This is a genomic window from Achromobacter sp. JUb104 (assembly GCF_024806975.1).
GTDB classification, from domain to species: Bacteria; Pseudomonadota; Gammaproteobacteria; order Burkholderiales; family Burkholderiaceae_B; genus Achromobacter; species Achromobacter spanius.
In genome coordinates, this window is sequence record NZ_JANUEY010000002.1 from 638,970 (window position 1) to 659,696 (window position 20,727).

At 62.6% G+C, this 20,727-nt stretch carries 21 protein-coding genes; 15 read left to right on the forward strand and 6 right to left on the reverse strand.

Annotated features, from left to right (window positions below; genetic code table 11):
- The first annotated feature begins 166 nt into the window (after window positions 1-166).
- The 6 genes from M2361_RS14825 (at window position 167) to M2361_RS14850 (ending at window position 5,547) form a co-directional block, all read left to right on the forward strand.
- Window positions 167-901 carry a PAS domain S-box protein gene (locus tag M2361_RS14825; protein ID WP_259250123.1) on the forward strand — a complete coding sequence of 245 codons (735 nt, stop codon included), beginning with the start codon at window positions 167-169 and terminating at the stop codon, window positions 899-901.
- Window positions 902-1,084: 183 nt separating this feature from the next.
- Window positions 1,085-1,456 (forward strand): hypothetical protein, encoded by a 372-nt coding sequence (locus tag M2361_RS14830; RefSeq protein ID WP_259250125.1) that lies wholly within the window; start codon window positions 1,085-1,087, stop codon window positions 1,454-1,456.
- 17 nt (window positions 1,457-1,473) lie between these two features.
- Window positions 1,474-2,421, forward strand: a complete 948-nt coding sequence (locus M2361_RS14835) for a sensor domain-containing diguanylate cyclase (protein ID WP_259250127.1) — start codon at window positions 1,474-1,476, stop codon at window positions 2,419-2,421.
- A gap of 199 nt (window positions 2,422-2,620) precedes the next feature.
- A complete protein-coding gene (locus M2361_RS14840) occupies window positions 2,621-3,667 on the forward strand; it encodes an alpha/beta fold hydrolase (RefSeq protein WP_259250129.1) in 1,047 nt (348 codons plus the stop codon).
- A 253-nt stretch (window positions 3,668-3,920) separates the two neighbouring features.
- A complete protein-coding gene (locus tag M2361_RS14845; RefSeq protein ID WP_259250130.1) occupies window positions 3,921-5,159 on the forward strand; it encodes a sulfite oxidase in 1,239 nt (412 codons plus the stop codon).
- A gap of 13 nt (window positions 5,160-5,172) precedes the next feature.
- A complete protein-coding gene (locus M2361_RS14850) occupies window positions 5,173-5,547 on the forward strand; it encodes a cytochrome c (RefSeq protein WP_259250132.1) in 375 nt (124 codons plus the stop codon).
- 50 nt (window positions 5,548-5,597) lie between these two features.
- Here M2361_RS14850 and M2361_RS14855 read toward each other — a convergent pair whose 3' ends face one another.
- The 6 genes from M2361_RS14855 to M2361_RS14880 form a co-directional block, all read right to left on the reverse strand.
- Window positions 5,598-6,083 carry a DUF6644 family protein gene (locus tag M2361_RS14855; RefSeq protein ID WP_259250133.1) on the reverse strand — a complete coding sequence of 162 codons (486 nt, stop codon included), beginning with the start codon at window positions 6,081-6,083 and terminating at the stop codon, window positions 5,598-5,600.
- A gap of 18 nt (window positions 6,084-6,101) precedes the next feature.
- Complete coding sequence (locus M2361_RS14860) at window positions 6,102-6,488, reverse strand: DUF6152 family protein (RefSeq protein WP_259250136.1); 387 nt, start codon at window positions 6,486-6,488, stop codon at window positions 6,102-6,104.
- Between the two features lie 417 nt (window positions 6,489-6,905).
- Complete coding sequence (locus M2361_RS14865; protein ID WP_310508914.1) at window positions 6,906-7,652, reverse strand: NAD(P)-binding domain-containing protein; 747 nt, start codon at window positions 7,650-7,652, stop codon at window positions 6,906-6,908.
- Between the two features lie 149 nt (window positions 7,653-7,801).
- Window positions 7,802-8,794: a zinc-dependent alcohol dehydrogenase family protein gene (locus M2361_RS14870; RefSeq protein WP_259250139.1), complete on the reverse strand. Its 993-nt coding sequence runs from the start codon at window positions 8,792-8,794 to the stop codon at window positions 7,802-7,804.
- Between the two features lie 91 nt (window positions 8,795-8,885).
- Window positions 8,886-9,875, reverse strand: a complete 990-nt coding sequence (locus tag M2361_RS14875; RefSeq protein ID WP_259250141.1) for a zinc-dependent alcohol dehydrogenase family protein — start codon at window positions 9,873-9,875, stop codon at window positions 8,886-8,888.
- A gap of 30 nt (window positions 9,876-9,905) precedes the next feature.
- Window positions 9,906-10,913, reverse strand: coding sequence for an LLM class oxidoreductase (locus tag M2361_RS14880; RefSeq protein WP_259250143.1), 1,008 nt, complete (start codon window positions 10,911-10,913; stop codon window positions 9,906-9,908).
- Window positions 10,914-11,035: 122 nt separating this feature from the next.
- Between M2361_RS14880 and M2361_RS14885 the strand changes: the two genes are divergently transcribed.
- From M2361_RS14885 to M2361_RS14925, 9 genes are all read left to right on the forward strand, one after another.
- On the forward strand, window positions 11,036-11,983 hold the full coding sequence (locus tag M2361_RS14885) for a LysR family transcriptional regulator (protein WP_259250144.1): 948 nt from the start codon (window positions 11,036-11,038) through the stop codon (window positions 11,981-11,983).
- Between the two features lie 417 nt (window positions 11,984-12,400).
- Window positions 12,401-12,688 (forward strand): co-chaperone GroES, encoded by a 288-nt coding sequence (gene groES / locus M2361_RS14890; RefSeq protein WP_054423089.1) that lies wholly within the window; start codon window positions 12,401-12,403, stop codon window positions 12,686-12,688.
- A gap of 37 nt (window positions 12,689-12,725) precedes the next feature.
- Window positions 12,726-14,366, forward strand: coding sequence for a chaperonin GroEL (gene groL / locus M2361_RS14895; protein WP_054423092.1), 1,641 nt, complete (start codon window positions 12,726-12,728; stop codon window positions 14,364-14,366).
- Window positions 14,367-14,626: 260 nt separating this feature from the next.
- Window positions 14,627-15,598, forward strand: a complete 972-nt coding sequence (locus M2361_RS14900) for a YihY/virulence factor BrkB family protein (RefSeq protein ID WP_259250154.1) — start codon at window positions 14,627-14,629, stop codon at window positions 15,596-15,598.
- A 70-nt stretch (window positions 15,599-15,668) separates the two neighbouring features.
- The gene (locus M2361_RS14905) at window positions 15,669-16,625 is read left to right on the forward strand and encodes a LysR family transcriptional regulator (RefSeq protein ID WP_259250156.1); all 957 of its coding nucleotides are present in this window, start codon (window positions 15,669-15,671) and stop codon (window positions 16,623-16,625) included.
- A 216-nt stretch (window positions 16,626-16,841) separates the two neighbouring features.
- Entirely contained in the window at window positions 16,842-17,399 is a 558-nt protein-coding gene (locus M2361_RS14910; RefSeq protein ID WP_259250158.1) for a 3-hydroxyanthranilate 3,4-dioxygenase, read from the forward strand.
- Window positions 17,400-17,479: 80 nt separating this feature from the next.
- Window positions 17,480-18,481: an amidohydrolase family protein gene (locus M2361_RS14915; RefSeq protein WP_259250161.1), complete on the forward strand. Its 1,002-nt coding sequence runs from the start codon at window positions 17,480-17,482 to the stop codon at window positions 18,479-18,481.
- A gap of 101 nt (window positions 18,482-18,582) precedes the next feature.
- Window positions 18,583-19,764, forward strand: coding sequence for an ABC transporter substrate-binding protein (locus tag M2361_RS14920; protein ID WP_259250163.1), 1,182 nt, complete (start codon window positions 18,583-18,585; stop codon window positions 19,762-19,764).
- Between the two features lie 40 nt (window positions 19,765-19,804).
- Window positions 19,805-20,725 (forward strand): branched-chain amino acid ABC transporter permease, encoded by a 921-nt coding sequence (locus M2361_RS14925; protein WP_100854502.1) that lies wholly within the window; start codon window positions 19,805-19,807, stop codon window positions 20,723-20,725.
- Window positions 20,726-20,727 lie beyond the last annotated feature (2 nt).

The window sequence follows — 20,727 nt, forward strand, 5'->3', positions numbered from 1 at the left end:
GCAAAACTGAGCGCGACTACTGAGCAAAGCTGAGCGCACACGCTGGATTTCCGATGACGCGGCATCGAAAAAAACGCTGCGAATGAAAACCAAGTCTGGTTAAACTGGGCGCCGCCCCCTCCTGGGTACGCCGCTACCGGTGCCCCAATACCAACCACGGATCCTCATGTCCGCTACGCCGCCTGCCGACCTGATGCCGATGCTCTTGGACGCCGTGTGTGTGGTGACCGAGTCGGGCGTCTTCCTCAGCGTGACCGGTGCCTGCGAACAGATTTTCGGCTACACGCCGGAAGAGATGGTGGGGCGCGCGATGATGGACCTGATCCATGAAGCCGACCGGCCCGCAACGCTGGCCGCGGTCGACCGGCTGATGTGCGGCAAGCTGCAATACGATTTCGAGAACCGCTACGTGCGCAAGGACGGACGCGTCGTCCACATCATGTGGTCGGCGCGCTGGTATCCAGACAAGCAGATTCGCGTTGCGGTGGCACGGGACGTCACCGAACGGCATGTTCAGCACAGCGCTTTGGAAGATAAGCCGGCGCCCCCGCAACCCTTGCCATGGCAACTCTGCGATTCACCGCCCAGCCTGGTGCCTCCCGGCGCGTCGCCCATTCCCTTGTCCCACCAGGACTACACCGTTCTGGCCACGCTGGCCGCGCACGACCAAGGCGCCAGCCGCAAGGCCATCGTGGAAGCGCTTGGGAAGGACTACTGGACCTACGACCGGCGCAGCCTGGATACGCAGATGCGCCGCCTGCGCAGGAAGGTAGAACAAGCCTGCGACCGCGAGCTGCCGGTGGCGACGGTGCGGGGAATGGGGTATCGGTTCTACGACCCGATCGAATGCCGGCGGCGGGGCGAGCTGGCGGCTATGGGTATTCCTGACGGGCGTGCATAACGGCTATGACCTCGATGTGGTCGGCTCGGACTTCGTAGGTAGTCCTGTTGCGATACCGGCTATTAACGGTCTCGACTGCGACGGTGGAACTTATTAAAAAATCTACGGTATCCTCGCCCCGTCCGACCGACGCCACAACGTAATTTCGCCGCATACCTTTTGCCGACCGACAAGGGAGTCATCATGAAACGCCATTCGCGCGCGCTTATCGTTGCCGCATCCGCCGCAGTGCTTGCCGCTTGCGCCACCCCGCAAACCAAAGCGCCCATCACCGGCAACACGCACGCCGGCGCAACGTTGAAAGCCGACGTCGCCCAGAACATTTCCATGCAGGCCCAAACGCAATTGAATTGCCAGAAGGTCGACGCGATTCAAACCGAAGTCGTTAAGGTCAACCCGGTCGGCACGGGAAGTTCAGCTGCGTCCCGGCAGTACGGAAGTGTCGATGAACGGTGGATTGTGCAACTGTGCAATCAACAGATTCCGTTCCGGGTGACGTTGACGCCGGATGGCAAGGGCGGAACGTATTTTTCGACGTCGCGCGAAACGTATTGACCGAAAAAGGATTTGGCATGTCCCACGCAGGCCCGACCATTGATGACAACGCCGTGTACAGGACCTTGCTGGAGTCGACCAAGGCGATTCCTTGGAAGATCGATTGGGCCACGATGAAGTTTGCCTATATCGGCCCTCAAATCGAGGCATTGCTGGGCTGGAGCACGGAAAGCTGGGTAAGCGCGGAAGACTGGGCCATGCGCATGCATCCCGAGGACCGCGAATACGTGGTGAATTTCTGCGTCACCCAATCCCAGGCCGGCGTGGACCACGAGGCGGACTACCGCGCGCTGACCAAGGACAACGGCTACGTGTGGATTCGTGACGTGGTGCACGTCGTGCGCAATGACAGCGGCGAAGTCGATTCGCTGATCGGCTTCATGTTCGACATCACCGAACGCAAGAAGACCGAAGAAAAGCTGCTGAGCCTGCAAAAAGAGCTAGAGGTACTGTCCTTCAAGGACAGCCTGACCAATATTGCCAACCGCCGCCGCTTTGATCGATGTTTTGAATTGGAGTGGGAGCGTGCGGAAAGCGAAGGTCGACCGTTGTCTGTACTGTTGTTCGACGTGGATTTTTTCAAGCAATACAACGATTTGTATGGCCACACCCAGGGCGACAACTGCTTAGTGGAAATTGCCCAGACGCTGAGCTTGGCGCTGGATGGTCCCCGCGATCTGGTGGCGCGCTACGGCGGCGAGGAATTCGTTGTGCTGCTGCCCGAGGCCGACGCCGAAGTCGCCCGGAAAGTCGCTGAGCGCTGCCAGCGCCTGCTTCAGAAGAAATCCATTCTGCACGCCCTGTCGCCGCATGGCAGGCGCGTCACCGTCAGCATCGGCGCGGGCACGGTGGTGCTTGAGGGAAAGGCGGAACGTGCCGACTTCATCAAGGCCGTGGACCAACAGCTATATGCAGCCAAGCGCAACGGGCGCGACCGCGTTGAGCACGTGCAATGGCGGCCGTAAGCGGGCTCAACGAATAAGCGGAGCCATCCTGGGGAATGGCTCGCACGCCGAAAAGTTGGTGATTGAACCGGGCAAGATCACGGCGAACCGTGGCCCTTCTTGCTGACAAGACAAGCCCGTCACGGAACCTCGCCCCGTCGCGCATGGTCACTCTTTTACAGCGCCGGCAGCGGGCCGGCGCCATAACGGGAGTCATTGCATGACACGAATCCGACATACACGGCTAGCCGCATGGTGCGCCAGCCTGTTGCTGGCGAGCGGCGCCGGCGCGGCCCTCGCGGCCGATGCACCCAAGGTGCCCGACTACGGCCCCAACCTTGAACGCTTCGAGTATCCGCACGAAGTCCATCGCCACACCCTGACGTCACAGGGCCAGACGCTATCGATGGCCTATATGGACGTAAAGCCCGCGCAGGCCAACGGCCGAACCGTCGTGCTCATGCACGGCAAGAACTTCTGCGGCGCCACCTGGGACGCCACGATCACGGCGTTAAGCCAGTCCGGCTATCGGGTTGTGGTGCCCGACCAGATCGGCTTTTGCAAATCCGACAAACCGGCGAGCTATCAGTTTTCATTGCACCAGCTTGCGGCCAACACCCAGGCCCTGCTGACGCACCTGGGCGTGGAACGCGCCAGCGTGGTTGGACACTCGATGGGCGGCATGCTGGCGGCGCGTTATGCGCTGATGTACGGCGCGACCACCGATGCGCTGGTACTCGTGAATCCGATCGGGCTGGAAGACTGGAAGCAGGAAGGCGTGCCCTACCGCAGCATCGACGACTGGTACGCGCGCGAACTCAAGGCCAACTTTGCGGGCATGAAGAAATACCAGCAAGGCACGTATTACGCGGGACAGTGGCGCGACGACTACGACAAGTGGGTGCTGATGGCCGCCGGCATGCTGCAAGGAGAAGGACGCGAGCGCGTTGCATGGAATCAGGCGCTCACTTACGACATGATCTACACGCAGCCAGTCGTGCATGAGTTCGGCCAGATCGCCGTGCCCACCACGCTGTTGATCGGCAAGCAGGACAACACGGCGCCCGGCAAGGACGCCGCGCCACCCGAAGTCGCCAAACGCTTGGGCAACTACGCCGAACTGGCCCCGAAGACGGCTCGCGCGATTCCGGGGGCAACGCTGGTGATGTGGCCCGAACTGGGGCATTCGCCGCAGGTGCAGGATCCGGCGCGCTTCAATGCGGCGCTGATCGATGCGCTGCGGCGGCCGGTGCCGGCCAAGGGGTAAGTGCGCGCGGGCGTGGGCTTGGGGCTAGCCGCGCCGCGCTTTTTTGGGGGCCACGCTGGCGTGCACTTTCCACCGCGCCGGCGTAGTCATCCAAAACTCTTATGCCAAAAAAGTATGAAATCCATAGTCCTTTAGAACCCCTTGACATAAAAAAACGCAGTGTCGATGATGCAGAAGGCCCCGCTTCGCCGGGCCGCCATCGGTAGAACACAGCGCCGGGTTCCCAAAGGCGCGGCAACCAAAGAGGCATGCCATGGAGACGCTTCCCCCAAACCTTGCCCGACGCCGCCTGCTGGCCGGCAGCGCCGGCGCCCTTGCCGCCGTTGGCCTGGGCGCCACGGGTGTCACCCGTGCCGCGGACGCAGTCGCTAACCCCGCCGCGACCAAAGCCGCCCCCGCAGCCAAGCCTTTGCCAGCCTACGCGGCATGGAAAGACGCCGACAGCGTCATCGTTCATAGCGCCAACACGATCGAAACCAAGCGCAGCGCCTTTGGTGACGGGATCATCACGCCATCACGCCAACTCTACGTCCGCAACAACCTTCCGCCGCCCGCCGCGTCCATCCTGGATGACCGCGATGCATGGGCCGTCGAGATTGCCGGCGTGGAGCAACCGCGCACCCTGACCGTGGGCGATCTCAAGGCATTGGGCGTGGAAACGCTGGCCACGGTGCTGCAATGCTCGGGCAATGGCCGTGGATTTTTTCCGCACAAGCCCAGTGGAACGCCTTGGGAGGTGGGCGCGGCCGGCTGCGTCATGTGGTCGGGCATTCCGGTGCGCACCTTGGTCGAACACTTGGGCGGCCTGAAGGGCAAGCCCGCCTACATGACGGGCACAGGCGGCGAAGTCCTGCCCGAAGGCCTCGATCCCATGTCCTTGCTGGTCGAGCGCTCGGTGCCGCGCGAGGCCATGCAAGATGCCATGCTGGCCTGGGAAATGAACAACGAGCCTCTGTCGCTGGCTCACGGCGGCCCGCTGCGGCTGATCGTCCCTGGCTATACCGGCGTCAACAACGTCAAGTACCTCAAGCGCCTTGCCTTCACTGACGAGCAAAGTCGCGCGAAGATCCAGCAAACCGGCTATCGGCTGACCCCGATGGGCGCCAAGCCCAGCCCCGACCAGCCTTCCGTCTGGGCCATGGAGCCCAAGTCCTGGATCACCGCGCCTGGCACGGATGGGCAGGCCCTTAAGGCCGGACGTGCCGTCGTGCGGGGCGTGGCGTTCGGGGGCATGCATGCGGTCAAGCGGGTGGAGGTCTCGATAGACGGCGGCAAGACCTGGAAAGAGGCTTCGCTTATCGGACCCGACCTTGGCAAATACGCGTGGCGACAGTTCGCGCTACCCATCGATCTTCCGGCGGGACAGCACACACTGGTCAGCCGCGTCGAAGACACAGCGGGCAATGTGCAGGTGGAAAAGCGATTTGAAAATGCACCGGGGTATATCAACAGTAGCTGGCAGGATCACGGCTTGGCAGTCAATGTGTCATGAACATGGCGGATTGATGCAGCGCAGCTTTGTGTCACCTACTGCTCCCCGCCACCTTGCTGAGTGGCGGGTATTCCCGCTGTTGGCGGCGGCCCTGTTATGCGTGCCAGGCAGTTTGACCGTCGCCGCGGAGCCGGCTGATGCCGAGGCTGGCCGCGCGCTGTTCCTGAAGGGTTCAACGCCGGCCTGTGCCATTTGCCACACACTGGCCGACGCGGGCGCCAAGGGGGCCGTTGGACCGAATCTGGACGAGCTCAAGCCGGACGCGCAACGCGTCATGCAGGCCGTACGCAACGGCATCGGCGTCATGCCGGCGTTTGACGCGTTAAGCGATGGAGATGTACAGGCGCTTGCGAACTATGTGGCCAAGGCAACCGGTGCAGCACAGTAGCGCCGGGGCGCCACCTGCCCCTGACCTGGCCAGTGCAGACGAACGGCAAGCTACAGAAACCCGATCCATCTTCCCGCTATCAGGCAGCCCGTCCACAGCAGCAGCGAAACGGCGGCCTGGCAGCGCAGCGCGCCGGACGCGCGGCCTCCCTGCAATACCCGCCCCCATGCCCCGCCCCGGCGCACGAGCCAGGCGTTGATCGCGCCCGCGCCCAACAAGCCCATCTTCACCACGAATGCCGGGTTCTCCAGGTATTCCTGCGGACGCACGGTGAACAGCGTAGCGCCGGTCAGTACGGCCAGCAGCAGCCCAACCGCGGCCGTACGCGCCAGTACAGGCGCCAGCAGTGCCAAGGAAGTGGGCTTGAGGACGCCGAGCAGGCGCAGGTCCAGCGGAACGATCGAGCCGATCAACAGACCGATGGCGCCGATATGGGCGGCGTTGACCAGAAGGTACAGCGTTCCGGAACGTCGCAGCCACAGCGCTGGCGGCAGGGCCGTAAGCTGTTCCAGCGCCAGCCGAAGCAGTTCAGGCATGGCTCAGGGCCGTGTGGCTCAGGGTTTCTTGATGCGGCTGGGATAGATGTCGTAGGTCTTGCCGCCCACCATGATCTGGACGGCCTTCATGCGCTTGTTGCCGGCGTCCTGATCGCGGTTGCCAATGGCGGTGATGGTGTCGCCCGGCTTGGCGGACCCTTCGACGAATCCCGCTTCCTTCGTCTGGTTGGGATTGCCAAGTTCGACCACCCAGACACCATCGCTGGCTCGCACCCTCAAATTGGGATGAGGCGGCGCGATCTGCACCTGCTCGACCGTGCCTTGCAAGGTCATCTGTTCGGATTCCGCCCAAGACCACCCGTGATGCGCCATGGCCACGGGGGCCACTGCCGCCAGCGCGGATAACGCCAGCCCTGCCAATAACGCGCGTTTCGATAGCTTCATGTCGATGCTCCTAGGTTGCGGTTGGCCTGTCGGCACAGCCCCGCGCCGAAGCGTGGCGGGCTGTTAGGCAAGCATAGCAGCGGGACAGCGGTTCTTGGCACGGCAGTTGTCGAAGTTCATTGAAGGTGGAAACTCGACATTTTTTAAATCATGGACTTAGTGAAATTTGGTTCATTCACTTTGGCCGCACTGGTTCATTGAACATGGCATTCTTCCCCAGAAAGTTCATTGAACTTGGGTGATGATTGGGACCATCACATCGCGAGGGCCCCCATGCCAGTGCGCCTGCCCTACCCTACAACGGCTGTGGCCTCGACGCGATTGACGAACGTCTGCCAGCGGCCATAAGCGGACATCGAAACCGATGCCTTCGTTGGAGCAGTGAACGTGCGCGTCTGCCCGCCGCTGCTTGAGCAATCAGATGTTGATGACACGAGCCAACCGGACACCCCAATCCTCGTCCGGATTGGTTGTCCCGTCGCCGAGGCGCTCATGCATCACGGCAACGGCGAGGTCTCGGCGCTTGGGCAGCCTGTGTCGTTCCGCGGCATCCAAGGCCGCGCCCATCTCGGTGTAGGAAAGATCGGTGCAGTAGGCTGGCGCCCCAGGTTGCTGCCGCCAGGAGTCTGCAAGAGAGCCTGCGTCGAAAGCATCCAAACCGGTCTCATCGACCAGCGACATGGCGACCTCGCGATCGCTCTCCCGGTCCGCAGCCACAGGGATGGCGATCCGGTCGGGTGCTCCTGCCGGCTTATCCTTCTTGGCCAGGGAAGCCGAGCCAATCGCATTCCATGCCTTGGCGATGGGGCGGCCGAGCTGCTCGACAACCCACAGGCTCTCGACCTGTCCGCCCTCGATCGCCTCGATTTTCTCGTCGCGGAAGGGGTAGTAGTTGGAGGTATCGATCACCACTGTCTCGTCTGGAAGACGCGCGACCAACGAAGCGATGCCCGGAAGGCGGCCGAGCGGGATGGACAAAATCACCGCGTCCACATCGACAAGCGCTTCTTCGGTCTTTACCGCCCGCGCTCCAAACGACAAAATCTCTGGATCAATCGTCTCGGGGCCGCGTGCGTTCGCAACCTTCACCTCGTGCCCCGCCTGGCTCAAGCGCGTGACCAGCGTCTTACCGATATTTCCGGTTCCCAAAATGCCAATCTTCATAAATTGCCTCGTCGTGAATGGTTGAGTCAAAGTCAGAATAGGGCTCAACACCGTTGGTTGGCCGCCTGGACGGAGAATCGGCGCTTTCGTGCCGCTCGCTTCAGCAGTTCATACTGGGTCAACGTCAAAGCGCTGGTATCAACGACCTCTCACTCCAGCGTCAGAACGATCTTCCCGAACTGGCTGTTTGATTCGAGGTAGCGATAGGCGTCCACGGCATCTTCGAACTTGAAGGTGCGAGCAATCTGGGCGTTGAAGTGACCAGCACTCATCCCCTCAGTGATGAAGGCCTTGGCGCGCGCCAGCTTGCTGTCGTCGCTAGTGACTTCGATGAACTCGTACCCCCGGATGGTGGTGTGTTTGCCGAGAATGTGCATGACCGGTATCGGAGTCGCGTCATGGCTCAATGCGCCGTAGATGAAGACAATGGCGTCTTTGCAAGTGGCCTTGATGATGTGCTCGAAATCAGGACCCGTGACCGGGTCGAACACAACGCGAGCGCCTTGCCCGTCGGTGATCCTGAGGATCTCGCGCTCGATGTCATCCGCACCGGTCTGCAGGATATAAGTGAAGCCGGCGCTCTTCAGCTCTTCGAGTTTCTCCCCCTTACGGGTGATAGCGATTGGAGTGGCACCCACATGATGGGCAATCTGCATGGCGGCGAGGCCGACGCTGCTCGAGGCCGCGCCTAGCACGACGAAGTCACCGGCACCGAGGTTCGCGATGTCGATCAGTGCCCCCCAGACTGTGGTGAAGGGCATCCAGGTTGCTGCCGCCTTCTCCCAGCTTACCCCGGCCGGAAGCTTCACGACCGCGCGGGCCGGGGCGATCGCCAGATCCGCAAACACAGCGTACTCGTCGAACATGAAGGCCGGGATGACCGCGACCGGATCGCCGATTGCAAACCCGTCAACGTCTGGGCCGACCGCGTCGATCGTGCCAGCGGCCTCATAGCCGAAGCTTGCGGGAAATTTTGGCTCGATCACGTATCGCCCGGTACGGTACATGCTGTCAGCGCGGTTGAGACCGAGCGCGTGAACCCGGATCCGGACTTCACCGCTCTTGGGCTCAGATGTTGGGACTTCGTCAATTCGGAGAACTTCAGGTCCACCGGTTTCGTGAAAGCGAATTGCGCGTGCCATGAGGATACCTTTCTATAGGGCGCCCGGTGCGGACGCCAGTGTTGCAATGAGAGGAAGAAGCGAGATGCGCTTGTTCGCACCTTCGGCTTTGTCACAGGGTGACGACGATCTTTCCGATCTGCTCGTTGGACTCCAGAAAGCGCGTCGCCTCCTGGATGTCCTCGAACGGGAACGTGCGCGACACCAATGGGTCGAGCTTGCCAGTCCGCAGGCCCTCGGTGATGAAGGCCTTGGCGCGCGCGAGCGCGTCGTCGTTGCCCACGATCTCGGTGTACAAATAGCCCTTTAGGGTGAGGCTCTTGCCAAGGACAGCGAACTGCGGGAACGGGCCCTGGTCCGAGCTTAGTGCGCCGTATTCCATCAGGATGCCTCCCACGGACATGACATCAGCGAGCTGCGAAATGGCTGGGCCGCCGATGGGATCGAACACGACGCGGGCGCCCTTGCCGCCAGTGATCTCGTTGACGCGCGCGGCCAGGTTCTCTTCGGCCATGACGATCACATGGTGCGCACCGGCTTCAAGCAGCGCTTGAGCCTTGGCGCTCGTGCGGGTCGTGGCGATGACTGTGGCGCCGACGCTGCGTGCGATCTGGAAGGCAGCGATGCCGACACTGCTGGAGGCGGCCGAGACGATGACGAAGTCATCTGCCGTGAGTCTCGCCTGATCGACGAGCGCGCCCCAGGCGGTGACGTACTGCATCCATGAAGCTGCGGCCTGCTCGAAAGAGAGGTTCGCCGGATGCTTTACTACATACCGGGTCGGAATATTGATGACCTCGCCATAGGTGGGCCACCGCGACATGTCAAGCGTCGGGATGACACTGACGGCATCGCCCTGGGTGAAGCCGGTGACGTCGCCACCCGTCGCCAGAACAGTGCCCGCAGCTTCGTAGCCGAGCTGGGACGGGAATTTGGCCTCTTGCAAGTAGGCGCCGCTGCGGAACATCACTTCGGCGCGGTTCAGGCCGATGGCACGGACCGATATCTGCACCTCATCCGCAGCGGGTGCGGGGACGTCAATGTTTTCGATGCGCAGCACGTCTGCAGTGCCGTACTGGTGGAAGCGAACAACGCGGGTCATAAACTTTCCTTTATTTATCGAATGTGCCGATCAGCCGGCAGTGAATAGGGGGAGAACGTATTCGCCGAGCTCATCCATGATTTCGACGGCTGGCCTGCGGGCCATCTTCAGGTTGAGCGCGACGTGGTTGACGCCAAGATCACGCTGTCGGCGCCACAGGTCGATCAACGCCTTGCGCCCGATCGAAAGACCTCGGACAGGTCTCAGTGGCGCGTCAGGGTCGCTATCGAGATCGAAGAACGTGCCATAGCCATAAGGTTTGAACAGCGAACCGGGGACTGAGCCCCGCCAGGTCGCGACAACTTCGCCCAGACGCGCGAAATCGCTCTGGTGCCAGATCCAGCCGTCGGTGTTCTGCGCCAGCCACTCGACGCTCTGGCCTGCCCGGCCGACGGCAATGATCGGCAGACGACCGCCCTGCGGCTTAGGCACCAGGTCCAGTGAGCCATCCAGCGTGCCAAAGTGCGTGGAGTGGTAGTGGGGAAAGCACCCTTCGGTAACGGCACGGATCAGCGCGTAGGCGTCACGAAAGCGATCGGAGCGGGTGTCGAAATCGACACCGAACGCGGGGTATTCGGCAGGACGATCGCCGCTGGACAGACCCAGAATGAAACGGCCGTCTGTCAGATGTGAAAGCGTCGTCGCTTGCTTGGCAATTGCGAGCGGATCGCGTATGGGCAGGACGATGCCAGCAGTGCCGATCGCAATTCGCTTGGTTGCCGCAGCCAGGAAGCCGGCATAGGACATCGGGTCAAAGACCTGCCCCAGATCTCCAAATGCGGGGTCGTAGAAGGGGACATCTCGCAGCCAGATGGCGGAAAAGCCGGCGTCATCTGCTGTACGTGCGAGCGCCAAGTGGTCACGCATCGTCGGCGCAGGCCGGTCCGGATAACTTTCCAGCGGCGCGATGAAGCCAAACGTCAGTGTGTCCGGCTGGAAGACCTGCGAGAATCCCACAGGAGGCTGGACCGTTTCAGCCCAGCGCGATTTCCACTGAACTGCCGCCCTGGCAAGCTCGTTTGCGTGTCCTTCAGCCATTTTCACTTTCCCGTTGAGGCAGCGATGCCACTCAATGGAGCAAGAATAGGGTTTGGCGCTGTTAACCGGAAGACACCCTGTGAGTACTTGATTGTTATCTATATCCGTAATAGTCTCAGGTGATGGATTTCCCGCAGCAGCTCCGCATCTTCGTGTCTGTCGTTGACAACGGCAGTTTCGCGCGCGCCGCCGAGGCACTGCGAATGGCGCGGCCGGGCGTCACAAACGCGATCAATGCCCTGGAATCTGGGCTAGGCGCACGGCTACTTCAGCGGACGACACGCCGGCTCAACCTAACGGCGGAGGGCGAACGTTTCTATGATCGAGCGACCCGCCTGCTGACCGACATCACTGAAGCCCAGAATATGTTCGGCGGCAACTCTCTCGCGCCCACCGGTCGATTGCGTGTTGACATACCGGTAGCGCTCGCACGCCCACTCATCATCAATCGAATTCCGGAGTTCAAGGCGCTCTATCCGGAAGTGGATGTCATCCTCGGAGTGAGCGATCAGCCAGTCGACCTTCTTGCAGATGGAGTCGACTGCGTGTTGCGGATAGGAGACCTTGCTCCTTCCAGCATGATCGCGCGCAAGCTTGCCTCGATGACGATGGTGGTTTGCGGATCGCCGGCTTACCTGGCCGTACATGGGATCCCAAATACGGTTGAAGAACTGAAGCAGCATCAAGCGGTGAACTATTTCTCTGGGCGCGGGCATAGGCCCGTCGCTTGGTCCCTGCCTAGTGACATGGACTTGCCTCAGTTCACCCTGCGCAGCGGCATCATGGTCAACGATACCGAGGCGTTTGTTGCCTGCGCGCTGAATGGACTCGGCCTGATCCAGGTGCCTGGGATGGTGGTCGCAGACCACCTTGCGAGCGGCGCGCTCGTTGAGGTGGTACCCGCAATGCGCGCTGTCCTCTGGCCCCTCTCGCTCATGTATCCCAACCGGCAGCACCTAGCGCCGCAAGTGCGGGTATTTGTCGATTGGGTAGTCGGTGTCGTTGCGGATTCTGTCGGAGAGTGGCTAAGCCCATCGATCGTCCGGCCGCCGCCGAAGGTTGGACGATAACGCGCTGCTTTACGGGAGCCTGCAAATCAGGTGTGCTGAGTTTTTATCGCACAGCTGGGCAGCTTGCAACGGTGCTCCACTGTCCGCTTTCCATTGCTGACGGACGCCCGTTATGGGTCGGAAGCGGTCTGCTGGCTCAAGGTACTTTCCGCCTAGGTTACGGCCAAATTCAGTGAACCAAATCTCAAGTTGAATGAAATTCGACATCGACACTTGCACTTTCGATGAAGTTCTACACCCAAGGTGGATGAATTTCGCCAACAAACGGGGCCACTCCCAAATATGTAACAGCCGCCCCTCCCCCCCTTGAACCCTGCAACATCATCCCTATAATTAGCACTCGACACCGGTGAGTGCTAACAGCCCTCCCGGGGCTAACCGATCATTCACTTTCATTCAAGTAAACAGGAGTTCCTCATGGCCTTGCGTCCCCTGGGCGATCGCGTGATCGTCAAACGCCTCGAAAACGAGCGCAAGACTGCCTCGGGCATCGTCATCCCCGACAGCGCCGCAGAAAAGCCTGATCAGGGCGAAGTCGTGGCCGTCGGCCCCGGCAAGAAGACCGAAGAAGGCAAGATTCTGCCGGTCGACCTGAAGGCTGGCGACAAGGTTCTGTTCGGCAAGTATGCCGGCCAGTCCGTGAAGGTTGATGGCGAAGAACTGCTCGTCATCCGCGAGGACGAAATCCTCGCCGTGGTTCTGTAAACCCCGCCTCAAACGAATTTTCGAAGGAAGCTAAGAAATGGCTGCCAAGCAAGTATTGTTCGGTGACGACGCCCGTGTGCGTATCGTCCGCGGCGTGAATGTTCTCGCCAACGCTGTTAAGACCACCCTGGGCCCCAAGGGCCGTAACGTCGTGCTGGAGCGCTCGTTCGGCGCCCCGACCGTTACCAAGGACGGCGTGTCCGTCGCCAAGGAAATCGAACTGAAGGACAAGTTCGAGAACATCGGCGCACAACTGGTCAAGGACGTTGCCTCCAAGACCTCCGACAACGCCGGTGACGGCACCACGACCGCCACCGTGCTGGCTCAAGCCATCGTCATGGAAGGCCTGAAGTACGTTGCCGCCGGTTTCAACCCGATCGACCTGAAGCGCGGCATCGACAAGGCTGTCGCCGCCGCCGTGGCTGAACTGAAGAAGCAATCCAAGCCGGTCACGACCAGCAAGGAAATCGCTCAAGTTGGTTCCATCTCGGCCAACAGCGATGCCTCCATCGGCCAGATCATCGCTGACGCGATGGACAAGGTTGGCAAGGAAGGCGTCATCACCGTCGAAGACGGCAAGTCGCTGGAAAACGAGCTGGACGTCGTCGAAGGCATGCAATTCGACCGCGGCTACCTGTCGCCCTACTTCATCAACAGCCCGGAAAAGCAAGTTGCCGTGCTGGAAGATCCGTTTGTCCTGATTTTCGACAAGAAGATCAGCAACATCCGTGACCTGCTGCCCGTGCTGGAGCAAGTTGCCAAGTCGAGCCGTCCGCTGCTGATCATTGCAGAAGACGTCGAAGGCGAAGCGCTGGCCACCCTGGTTGTGAACAACATCCGTGGAATCCTGAAGACCACCGCCGTCAAGGCGCCGGGCTTCGGTGACCGCCGCAAGGCCATGCTGGAAGACATCGCCATCCTGACGGGCGGCACGGTGATCTCCGAAGAAACCGGCATGTCGCTGGAAAAGGCCGGCCTGGCTGAATTGGGCCAAGCCAAGCGCATCGAAGTGGGCAAGGAAAACACGACGATCATCGACGGCGCTGGCGACAGCAAGTCGATCGAGGCTCGCGTCAAGCAAGTCCGTATCCAGATCGAAGAAGCCACGTCCGACTACGATCGTGAAAAGCTGCAAGAACGCGTGGCCAAGCTGGCCGGCGGCGTTGCCGTGATTCGCGTTGGCGCTGCCACCGAAGTCGAAATGAAGGAAAAGAAGGCTCGCGTCGAAGACGCCCTGCACGCTACCCGCGCCGCAGTGGAAGAAGGCGTTGTGGCTGGTGGCGGTGTTGCACTGCTGCGCGCCAAGCAAGCCATTGCTGACCTGAAGGGCGACACGCCTGACCAGAACGCCGGTATCAAGCTGATCCTGCGTGCTGTGGAAGAGCCGCTGCGCACCATCGTCACGAATGCCGGCGAAGAAGCCAGCGTCGTGGTCAGCAACGTGCTGCAAGGCAAGGGCAACTACGGCTACAACGCTGCAACCGGCGAGTACACCGACCTGGTTGAGCAAGGCGTTCTGGATCCCACCAAGGTGACCCGTACCGCCCTGCAAAACGCTGCCTCGGTTGCCAGCCTGCTGCTGACGGCTGAAGCCGCCGTGGTCGAACTGGCCGAAGACAAGCCCGCTGCTCCGGCCATGCCGGGTGGCATGGGCGGCATGGGCGGCATGGACTTCTAAGTCCCGCTTCTCTTGCACGGCCTCCCCGGCGTCAAAGCCGGGGAATGCAGTATCTGAAAAACCCTCGGACCTTCGCCCCGGGGGTTTTTCTTTTTGTGGCCCCGCTCACGCGCACCGCACGGCGACCGCATTCTTTGCCTGTTGTTTCCATGGCGCCCCAGGCCGCCCGGCAAGCACACGTTTGCGCACAAACTCACGGTTTCCCCGTGGCGCATGCGTCCCTACAATGAAGGCTCCTTCGCCTCACGCTGCCCAGCCCTATGCGCCTTCCCCAAAGCCTGCGAGCCCTGCGTCCGTCCGAGATCGGCGGGCTGTTGATGGATTCCGCCAGCCAGTGGTCGGCCCACCGCGCGTCCAGCAAGGGCGCCGCGCTGGCGCTTTACATGGTGTTTTCGCTGGCGCCGATGCTGATTTTGGTGATCGCGGTGGCGGGTGCGTTCTATGGCGAAGACGCGGTGCGGTCCGAGCTGTTCCTGCAAATGCGCGACTTGACCGGCGAGCGCGGCGCGGAAGTTATTCAAACGGTATTGGCCAGCGCCCATGAATCGGGCGGCGGATGGATTGCCGCGCTGATCTCGATTTTTGTGCTGATCTTCAGCGCCACCACGGCGTTTGCCGAACTGAAAGCCAGCCTGGACGATTTGTGGGACGTGTCCGCCAACCAGAAGGGCGGCATCCACGGCATGGTGCGCAGCCGCATGCTGTCGTTTGGCCTGGTGTTGGTGCTGGCGCTGTTCCTGCTGGTGTCGCTGACCGTGAATGCGGTGCTGGGCGCCGCGAGAAAATTGTATGGCGACATGTGGATGGCCTCCACCTTCGCAACAGTGCTTGACTGGGTGTCGACGCTGTTCTCTTTTTCAGTGGTGGTGGCGCTGTTCGCGGTGATCTTCAAGCTCCTGCCCAGTGCCAAGATTTCCTGGCCGGACGTGATACCCGGCGCCATCGTGACGGCCGCGCTGTTCCTGGTGGGCAAGTGGGGCATCGGCCTGTACCTGAGCCGGGGCGCGGCGGTGTCGGCCTATGGCGCGGCGGGCTCGCTGATTGCCCTGCTGCTGTGGATCTACTATTCCGCGCAGATCTTTTTCTTTGGCGCGGTGTTCACGCGGCAGTTTGCGCTACGCTTCGGCAAGGCGGCGAAGGCCGACGACACAGACGCGGCCGACGCAGCCGACAAGACGGACGCAGCGAACAAAGCGGACGCAGCCTCGCCGACGCCCCCCGGACAGGCGTAGGCTAGGTCCCGACTTCGCTGGTCAACATAACAGGACGATGGCTCGCGGCGCCGCCCGGGCGACCGCAAGCATGTCGAACTTCCGCATCACGCCCAACGCGCTCAGCCACAAACTGAAGCTGCATCAGCTACAGATTTTCGAGCGCGTACTGGCACGCCGATCGCTATCTCGCGCGGCCAGCGAACTGCACCTGACCCAGCCCACCGTCACCAAGGCCATCCACGACCTGGAAGCCTTCTTCGGCGCAACCTTGTTTGAACGGTCGAACCGGGGCGTCACGCCCACCGAGCTTGCCCTGGTGTTGGGGCGGCGCGTTCACGCCATGCTGGCCGAAGTGCGCTACATGGCCGACGACATCGACGCGGTGCTGGGCGGGGCCAGCGGCCACGTGGTAGTGGGCACGCTGATTGCCGCGTCCGCCAAACTGCTGCCCGAGGCCATCGCGCGCTTGATGACCGACCACCCCGGCATCCAGGTCACCGTGCGCGAAGGGCCGTCCGCGCAACTGCTGCCCGCGCTGGCCACGGGCGACGTGGACATCGTCGTGGGCCGCCTGCCCGGCGCCGACATGGCGTCGATATCCGGCGTGGCGGTGGACCACCACAAGCTGTACCGCGAAGCGCTGTGCTTGGTGGTGGGCGCCCAACACCCTATGGCCGCTGCGCAAGAGGTCGCGCTGGCCGACCTGGCCGACCACATCTGGATCTTGCCCGCACCCACCTCGCCGTTGCGCGCGTCCGTGGAGCGCACCTTCTTTGACGCGGGCTTGCGTCTGCCCGCCCGCCACGTGGAATCGCTATCGCTGCTGACCAATATCGGCATCCTGATGCATAGCGACGCGCTGGCGCTGATTCCCTATGACGCGGCGGCGCAGTTCCTGTCCATGGGTTTGCTGGCGCGGCTGCCCACCACCGTGTTCGGGGATTTTGGCGACGTGGGCTATTCCGTCCGCGCCGATCGTCCGATGACGCCCGCCTGCCAACGGCTGGTGGAATATCTGAAAGCCGTCGCGGCCCAGCGCGGCTGAGCCCACGCGCGCCGCGCGTCGATGCTGAAAGCGCGTAGCGCAATGATGCTGAAGGCGCGCCGTGCATCGATGCTGAAACCGTTCCTCGGCCTGCCGCGCCCCCCTCTACGGGAAACCCCGCGATAGATAAGCCGCATACCCAAGCGCGCAATTTCTATTATTCCCCCGGCGCGCTCGCCGCCTAGACTGCATCAAACTCGCCTTCCGGAGATCTTCATGCCCGCCTACGGCCCGCCGTTGAATTTCCAGCGCTGGATCGACGACCACGCCCACCTGCTCAAGCCGCCGGTCGGCAACCAGCAGATCTGGCAAGACGCCGACTTCATCGTCACCGTGGTCGGAGGCCCGAACCACCGCACCGACTATCACGACGACCCGCTGGAAGAGTTCTTCTATCAGTTCCGGGGCAACGCCTGGTTGTCCTTGTGGGTGGACGGCAAACCCGAACGGGTCGACCTGAAGGAAGGCGACATCTTTCTCTTGCCGCCGCACGTGCGCCATTCGCCGCAACGCCCCGAAGCCGACAGCGCCTGTCTGGTCATCGAACGCCAACGCCCCGTGGGCCTGCTCGATGGCTTTGAATGGTATTGCCCCCACTGCGGCCACCTGGTGCATCGCGTGGAAGTGCAATTGAAAAGCATCGTGACCGACTTGCCGCCGCTGTTCCAGGCGTTCTACGACAGCCCTGACAAGCGCACCTGCCCCGGCTGCGGCCAGATGCATCCCGGCAAAGGCCACGCGCCAGCGCAGCAGATGACGCAGCAGGCCACATAGCCAGCCACTGAGCCAGCCACGCCGCAAGCCACATAGCAGGCCAACCTGCCTCTAGCATTCTCTATCTTGCAAAGCCCCCCATGATTCAGAAAATCGACATGCACGCCCACTTCTTTCCGCCGATCACGCGGCAGGAAGCGGCGGCGCTGGACCCGGTCAACGCGCCCTGGCTGCGCCCGGATGCCGACGGCGCCACCGGCCAGATCATGGCGGGCGACCGCGAGTTCCGCCCGGTGGACGCCACCCTGTGGGACCCGGCGCTGCGTATTGCGCAGATGGACCTCCACGGCGTGGACGTGCAGATCCTGTGCGCCACGCCCATCATGTTCGGCTACACCTACCCCGCCCAGGCAGCCGCCGATTGGGCCGCCCGCATGAACGACCTGGCGCTGGAGCATTGCGCCCACGCACCGTCGCGCCTGAAGGCATTGGCGCAAGTGCCGTTGCAAGACCTGGACCTGGCCTGCAAGGAAGCCTCGCGCGCACGCGCCGCCGGCCATCTGGGCGTACAGATCGGCAACCACGTCGGGCCCCGCGACCTGGACGACGAACTGCTGGTGCAGTTTCTGATTCATTGCGCCAATAACGACATCCCCGTGCTGGTGCACCCCTGGGACATGATGACCGACGGTCGCATGAAGAAATGGATGCTGCCGTGGCTGGTGGCCATGCCCGCTGAAACGCAGTTGGGGATTCTGTCGTTGATCCTGTCTGGCGCGTTTGAACGCATTCCGCGCAGCCTGAAACTGTGCTTCGCGCATGGCGGCGGCAGCTTTGCCTACCTGCTGGGGCGCGTGGACAACGCCTGGCGCCATCGCGACATCATCCGCCAGGACTGCCCGCAATTGCCCTCGTCGTACACCGACCGCTTCTACACGGACAGCGCCGTGTTCGACGCGCGCTCGCTGCGCCTGTTGATCGACGTCATGGGTGAAGACCGCGTGTTGCTGGGCTCCGACTACCCCTACCCGCTGGGCGAGCAGGAGGTGGGCCGCCTGGTGGCGCACGCCGAGCTGGTGCCGGACGTGCAGCAAAAGATCCTGTTCCGCAACACGATGACGTTCTTTGGCCTGACACCGTAGTTCAGCAGCCCCGCTTAGCCAGCCGCACCTCGCCGGCCGCACTTAGGCAGCCCCACCAAAACACCACGACCGTGATACACGGCAACTCAAGGGAAAACGCCATGAAACGCACCACCTCGCTGACCGCCGCCGCGGTCCTGGGCCTGAGCCTGACCCTCCCCGCCGCCGCGATGGCCGACGTGAAGATCGGCCTGTTGACCACATTGACCGGCCCCGGCTCCGTGCTGGGGCAAGACCAACTGGATGGCTTCATGCTGGCGGTGGAGCAAGGCGGCGGCAAGCTGGGCGGCGTGCCGGTGCAGGTCATCAAGGAAGACGACCAGTTCAAGCCCGAGGTGGGCGTGCAGGCCGCGCGCAAGCTGGTGCAGAGCGACAAGGTGCCCATCATTACCGGCGTGGTGTATTCCAACGTGATGCTGGCCGTGGTGCGGCCGGTGACCACCGCCGGCGTGTTCCTGGTCGGGTCCAACGCCGGCCCGACCAACCTGGCCGGCAAGGACTGTTCACCGTATTTCTTTTCCACGTCCTGGAACAATACCCAGCGCCACGAGGGCAGCGGCGAAATGGCCAACCAGATGGGCTTCAAGAAGGTCTACCTGCTTGCCCCCAACTACCAGGCCGGCAAGGACGCCATGGCCGGCTTCAAGCGCTTCTACAAGGGTGAGATCGCCAACGAAGTGTTCACGCAGGTCAACCAGCCCGACTACTCGGTGGAACTGGCGGCGCTGGCGGATGCGAAGCCCGATGCCGCCTACGTTTTCTTTCCTGGTGGCATGGGCGTGAACTTCATCAAGCAATACCGCCAGGCGGGGCTGTTCGGCAAGATTCCGCTGTTGTCGGTGGACACCATCGACGGCGCTACGCTGCCCGCCCTGCAGCAAGACGCGCTGGGCGCGGTGACCAACGTGCCGTATTCGCCCGACCTGGACAACGCCGCCAACAAGGCGTTTGCCGCCGCGTTCCGGCAGAAGTACGGCCGCGAACCCTCCAGCTACGCCGCGCAATCGTTTGACGCGGCCCAACTGATCGGCTCGGCCTTGAAGAAAACAGGCGGCAAGGTTGACGACAAGGACGCGCTGCGCAAGGCGCTGGAAGCCGCCGACTTTGCGTCCGTGCGAGGTGAATTCCGCTACCAGCCCAACCACTTCCCGGTGGCCGGATTCTTCCGCGCGGACGTCCAGGCGGGCGCGGACGGCAAGGTGGCTTTTGTGAACAAGGGCCCCATCTTTGCCGACCTGTCCAAGGTGTCCGACCAGTACGCCGCCCAATGCGTGATGAAGTAATGCGGGCGGCCGGGCTGGCCGCTGGCGCAAGGTGATTCCCATGTCCACGACGCTGCTGCTGGTGCAGGCCTTGAACGGCTTGCAGCTAGGCATACTGCTGTTCCTGTTGGCTGCCGGGCTGACGCTGGTGTTCGGCATCATGAACTTCATCAACCTGGCGCACGGGTCGCTGTACATGATGGGCGCGTTCATCGCAGCCACCGTGTTCCGCCACACGGGTTCGTTCCTGCTGGCGGGCGCCGCCGTCATCGCGGGCATGGCGGCCTTGGGCCTGCTGCTGGACCGCATTGCGCTGGCGCGGCTGTACCCGCGCGACCATCTGGACCAGGTGCTGGCCACCTTTGGCTTCATCCTGTTCTTTAACGAACTGACGCGCATCATCTGGGGCCCCGCGCCGATCAGCATGGGGCTGCCGTCGTGGCTGTCGGGCACCATCGACATCCTGGGCGTGACGTATCCGCTGTACCGCTTTCTGATCATCGTGGTGGGCCTGCTGGTGGCCGCCGGCTGCTATGTGCTGATCCACCGCACCCGGCTGGGCATGCTGATACGGGCAGGGTCCACCGACCGCATGATGGTGGGCGCGCTGGGCGTGAACATCGCGCGGCTGAACACCTTGCTGTTCGTGCTGGGCGCGGTGCTGGCGGGCCTGGCGGGGCTGATGGCCGGCCCCATCCTGTCGGCGCAGACCGGCATGGGCGAACCCATCCTGATCCTGACACTGGTGGTGATCGTCATCGGCGGTATCGGCTCGGTGCGCGGGGCGTTCCTGGCCGCGCTGATGGTGGGGCTGATCGACACGCTGGGCCGCGCGCTGCTGCCCACGCTGCTGCGCGCGGCCTTGCCGCCCGCAGCCGCCAATGCGGCCGGCCCGGCGATTGCGTCCATGTTGATCTACATCGTGATGGCGCTGGTGCTGGCGATGCGGCCGCAGGGCCTGTTTCCCGTCAAGCACGGATAAGG

What these genes read in the sequence shown, in the direction of transcription:
- M2361_RS14825 (WP_259250123.1), top strand. Translation starts at nt 167, where the DNA reads ATGTCCGCTACGCCGCCTGCCGACCTGATGCCGATGCTCTTGGACGCC.
- M2361_RS14830 (WP_259250125.1), top strand. Translation starts at nt 1,085, where the DNA reads ATGAAACGCCATTCGCGCGCGCTTATCGTTGCCGCATCCGCCGCAGTG.
- M2361_RS14835 (WP_259250127.1), top strand. Translation starts at nt 1,474, where the DNA reads ATGTCCCACGCAGGCCCGACCATTGATGACAACGCCGTGTACAGGACC.
- M2361_RS14840 (WP_259250129.1), top strand. Translation starts at nt 2,621, where the DNA reads ATGACACGAATCCGACATACACGGCTAGCCGCATGGTGCGCCAGCCTG.
- M2361_RS14845 (WP_259250130.1), top strand. Translation starts at nt 3,921, where the DNA reads ATGGAGACGCTTCCCCCAAACCTTGCCCGACGCCGCCTGCTGGCCGGC.
- M2361_RS14850 (WP_259250132.1), top strand. Translation starts at nt 5,173, where the DNA reads ATGCAGCGCAGCTTTGTGTCACCTACTGCTCCCCGCCACCTTGCTGAG.
- M2361_RS14855 (WP_259250133.1), bottom strand. Translation starts at nt 6,083, where the DNA reads ATGCCTGAACTGCTTCGGCTGGCGCTGGAACAGCTTACGGCCCTGCCG.
- M2361_RS14860 (WP_259250136.1), bottom strand. Translation starts at nt 6,488, where the DNA reads ATGAAGCTATCGAAACGCGCGTTATTGGCAGGGCTGGCGTTATCCGCG.
- M2361_RS14865 (WP_310508914.1), bottom strand. Translation starts at nt 7,652, where the DNA reads ATGAAGATTGGCATTTTGGGAACCGGAAATATCGGTAAGACGCTGGTC.
- M2361_RS14870 (WP_259250139.1), bottom strand. Translation starts at nt 8,794, where the DNA reads ATGGCACGCGCAATTCGCTTTCACGAAACCGGTGGACCTGAAGTTCTC.
- M2361_RS14875 (WP_259250141.1), bottom strand. Translation starts at nt 9,875, where the DNA reads ATGACCCGCGTTGTTCGCTTCCACCAGTACGGCACTGCAGACGTGCTG.
- M2361_RS14880 (WP_259250143.1), bottom strand. Translation starts at nt 10,913, where the DNA reads ATGGCTGAAGGACACGCAAACGAGCTTGCCAGGGCGGCAGTTCAGTGG.
- M2361_RS14885 (WP_259250144.1), top strand. Translation starts at nt 11,036, where the DNA reads ATGGATTTCCCGCAGCAGCTCCGCATCTTCGTGTCTGTCGTTGACAAC.
- groES (WP_054423089.1), top strand. Translation starts at nt 12,401, where the DNA reads ATGGCCTTGCGTCCCCTGGGCGATCGCGTGATCGTCAAACGCCTCGAA.
- groL (WP_054423092.1), top strand. Translation starts at nt 12,726, where the DNA reads ATGGCTGCCAAGCAAGTATTGTTCGGTGACGACGCCCGTGTGCGTATC.
- M2361_RS14900 (WP_259250154.1), top strand. Translation starts at nt 14,627, where the DNA reads ATGCGCCTTCCCCAAAGCCTGCGAGCCCTGCGTCCGTCCGAGATCGGC.
- M2361_RS14905 (WP_259250156.1), top strand. Translation starts at nt 15,669, where the DNA reads ATGTCGAACTTCCGCATCACGCCCAACGCGCTCAGCCACAAACTGAAG.
- M2361_RS14910 (WP_259250158.1), top strand. Translation starts at nt 16,842, where the DNA reads ATGCCCGCCTACGGCCCGCCGTTGAATTTCCAGCGCTGGATCGACGAC.
- M2361_RS14915 (WP_259250161.1), top strand. Translation starts at nt 17,480, where the DNA reads ATGATTCAGAAAATCGACATGCACGCCCACTTCTTTCCGCCGATCACG.
- M2361_RS14920 (WP_259250163.1), top strand. Translation starts at nt 18,583, where the DNA reads ATGAAACGCACCACCTCGCTGACCGCCGCCGCGGTCCTGGGCCTGAGC.
- M2361_RS14925 (WP_100854502.1), top strand. Translation starts at nt 19,805, where the DNA reads ATGTCCACGACGCTGCTGCTGGTGCAGGCCTTGAACGGCTTGCAGCTA.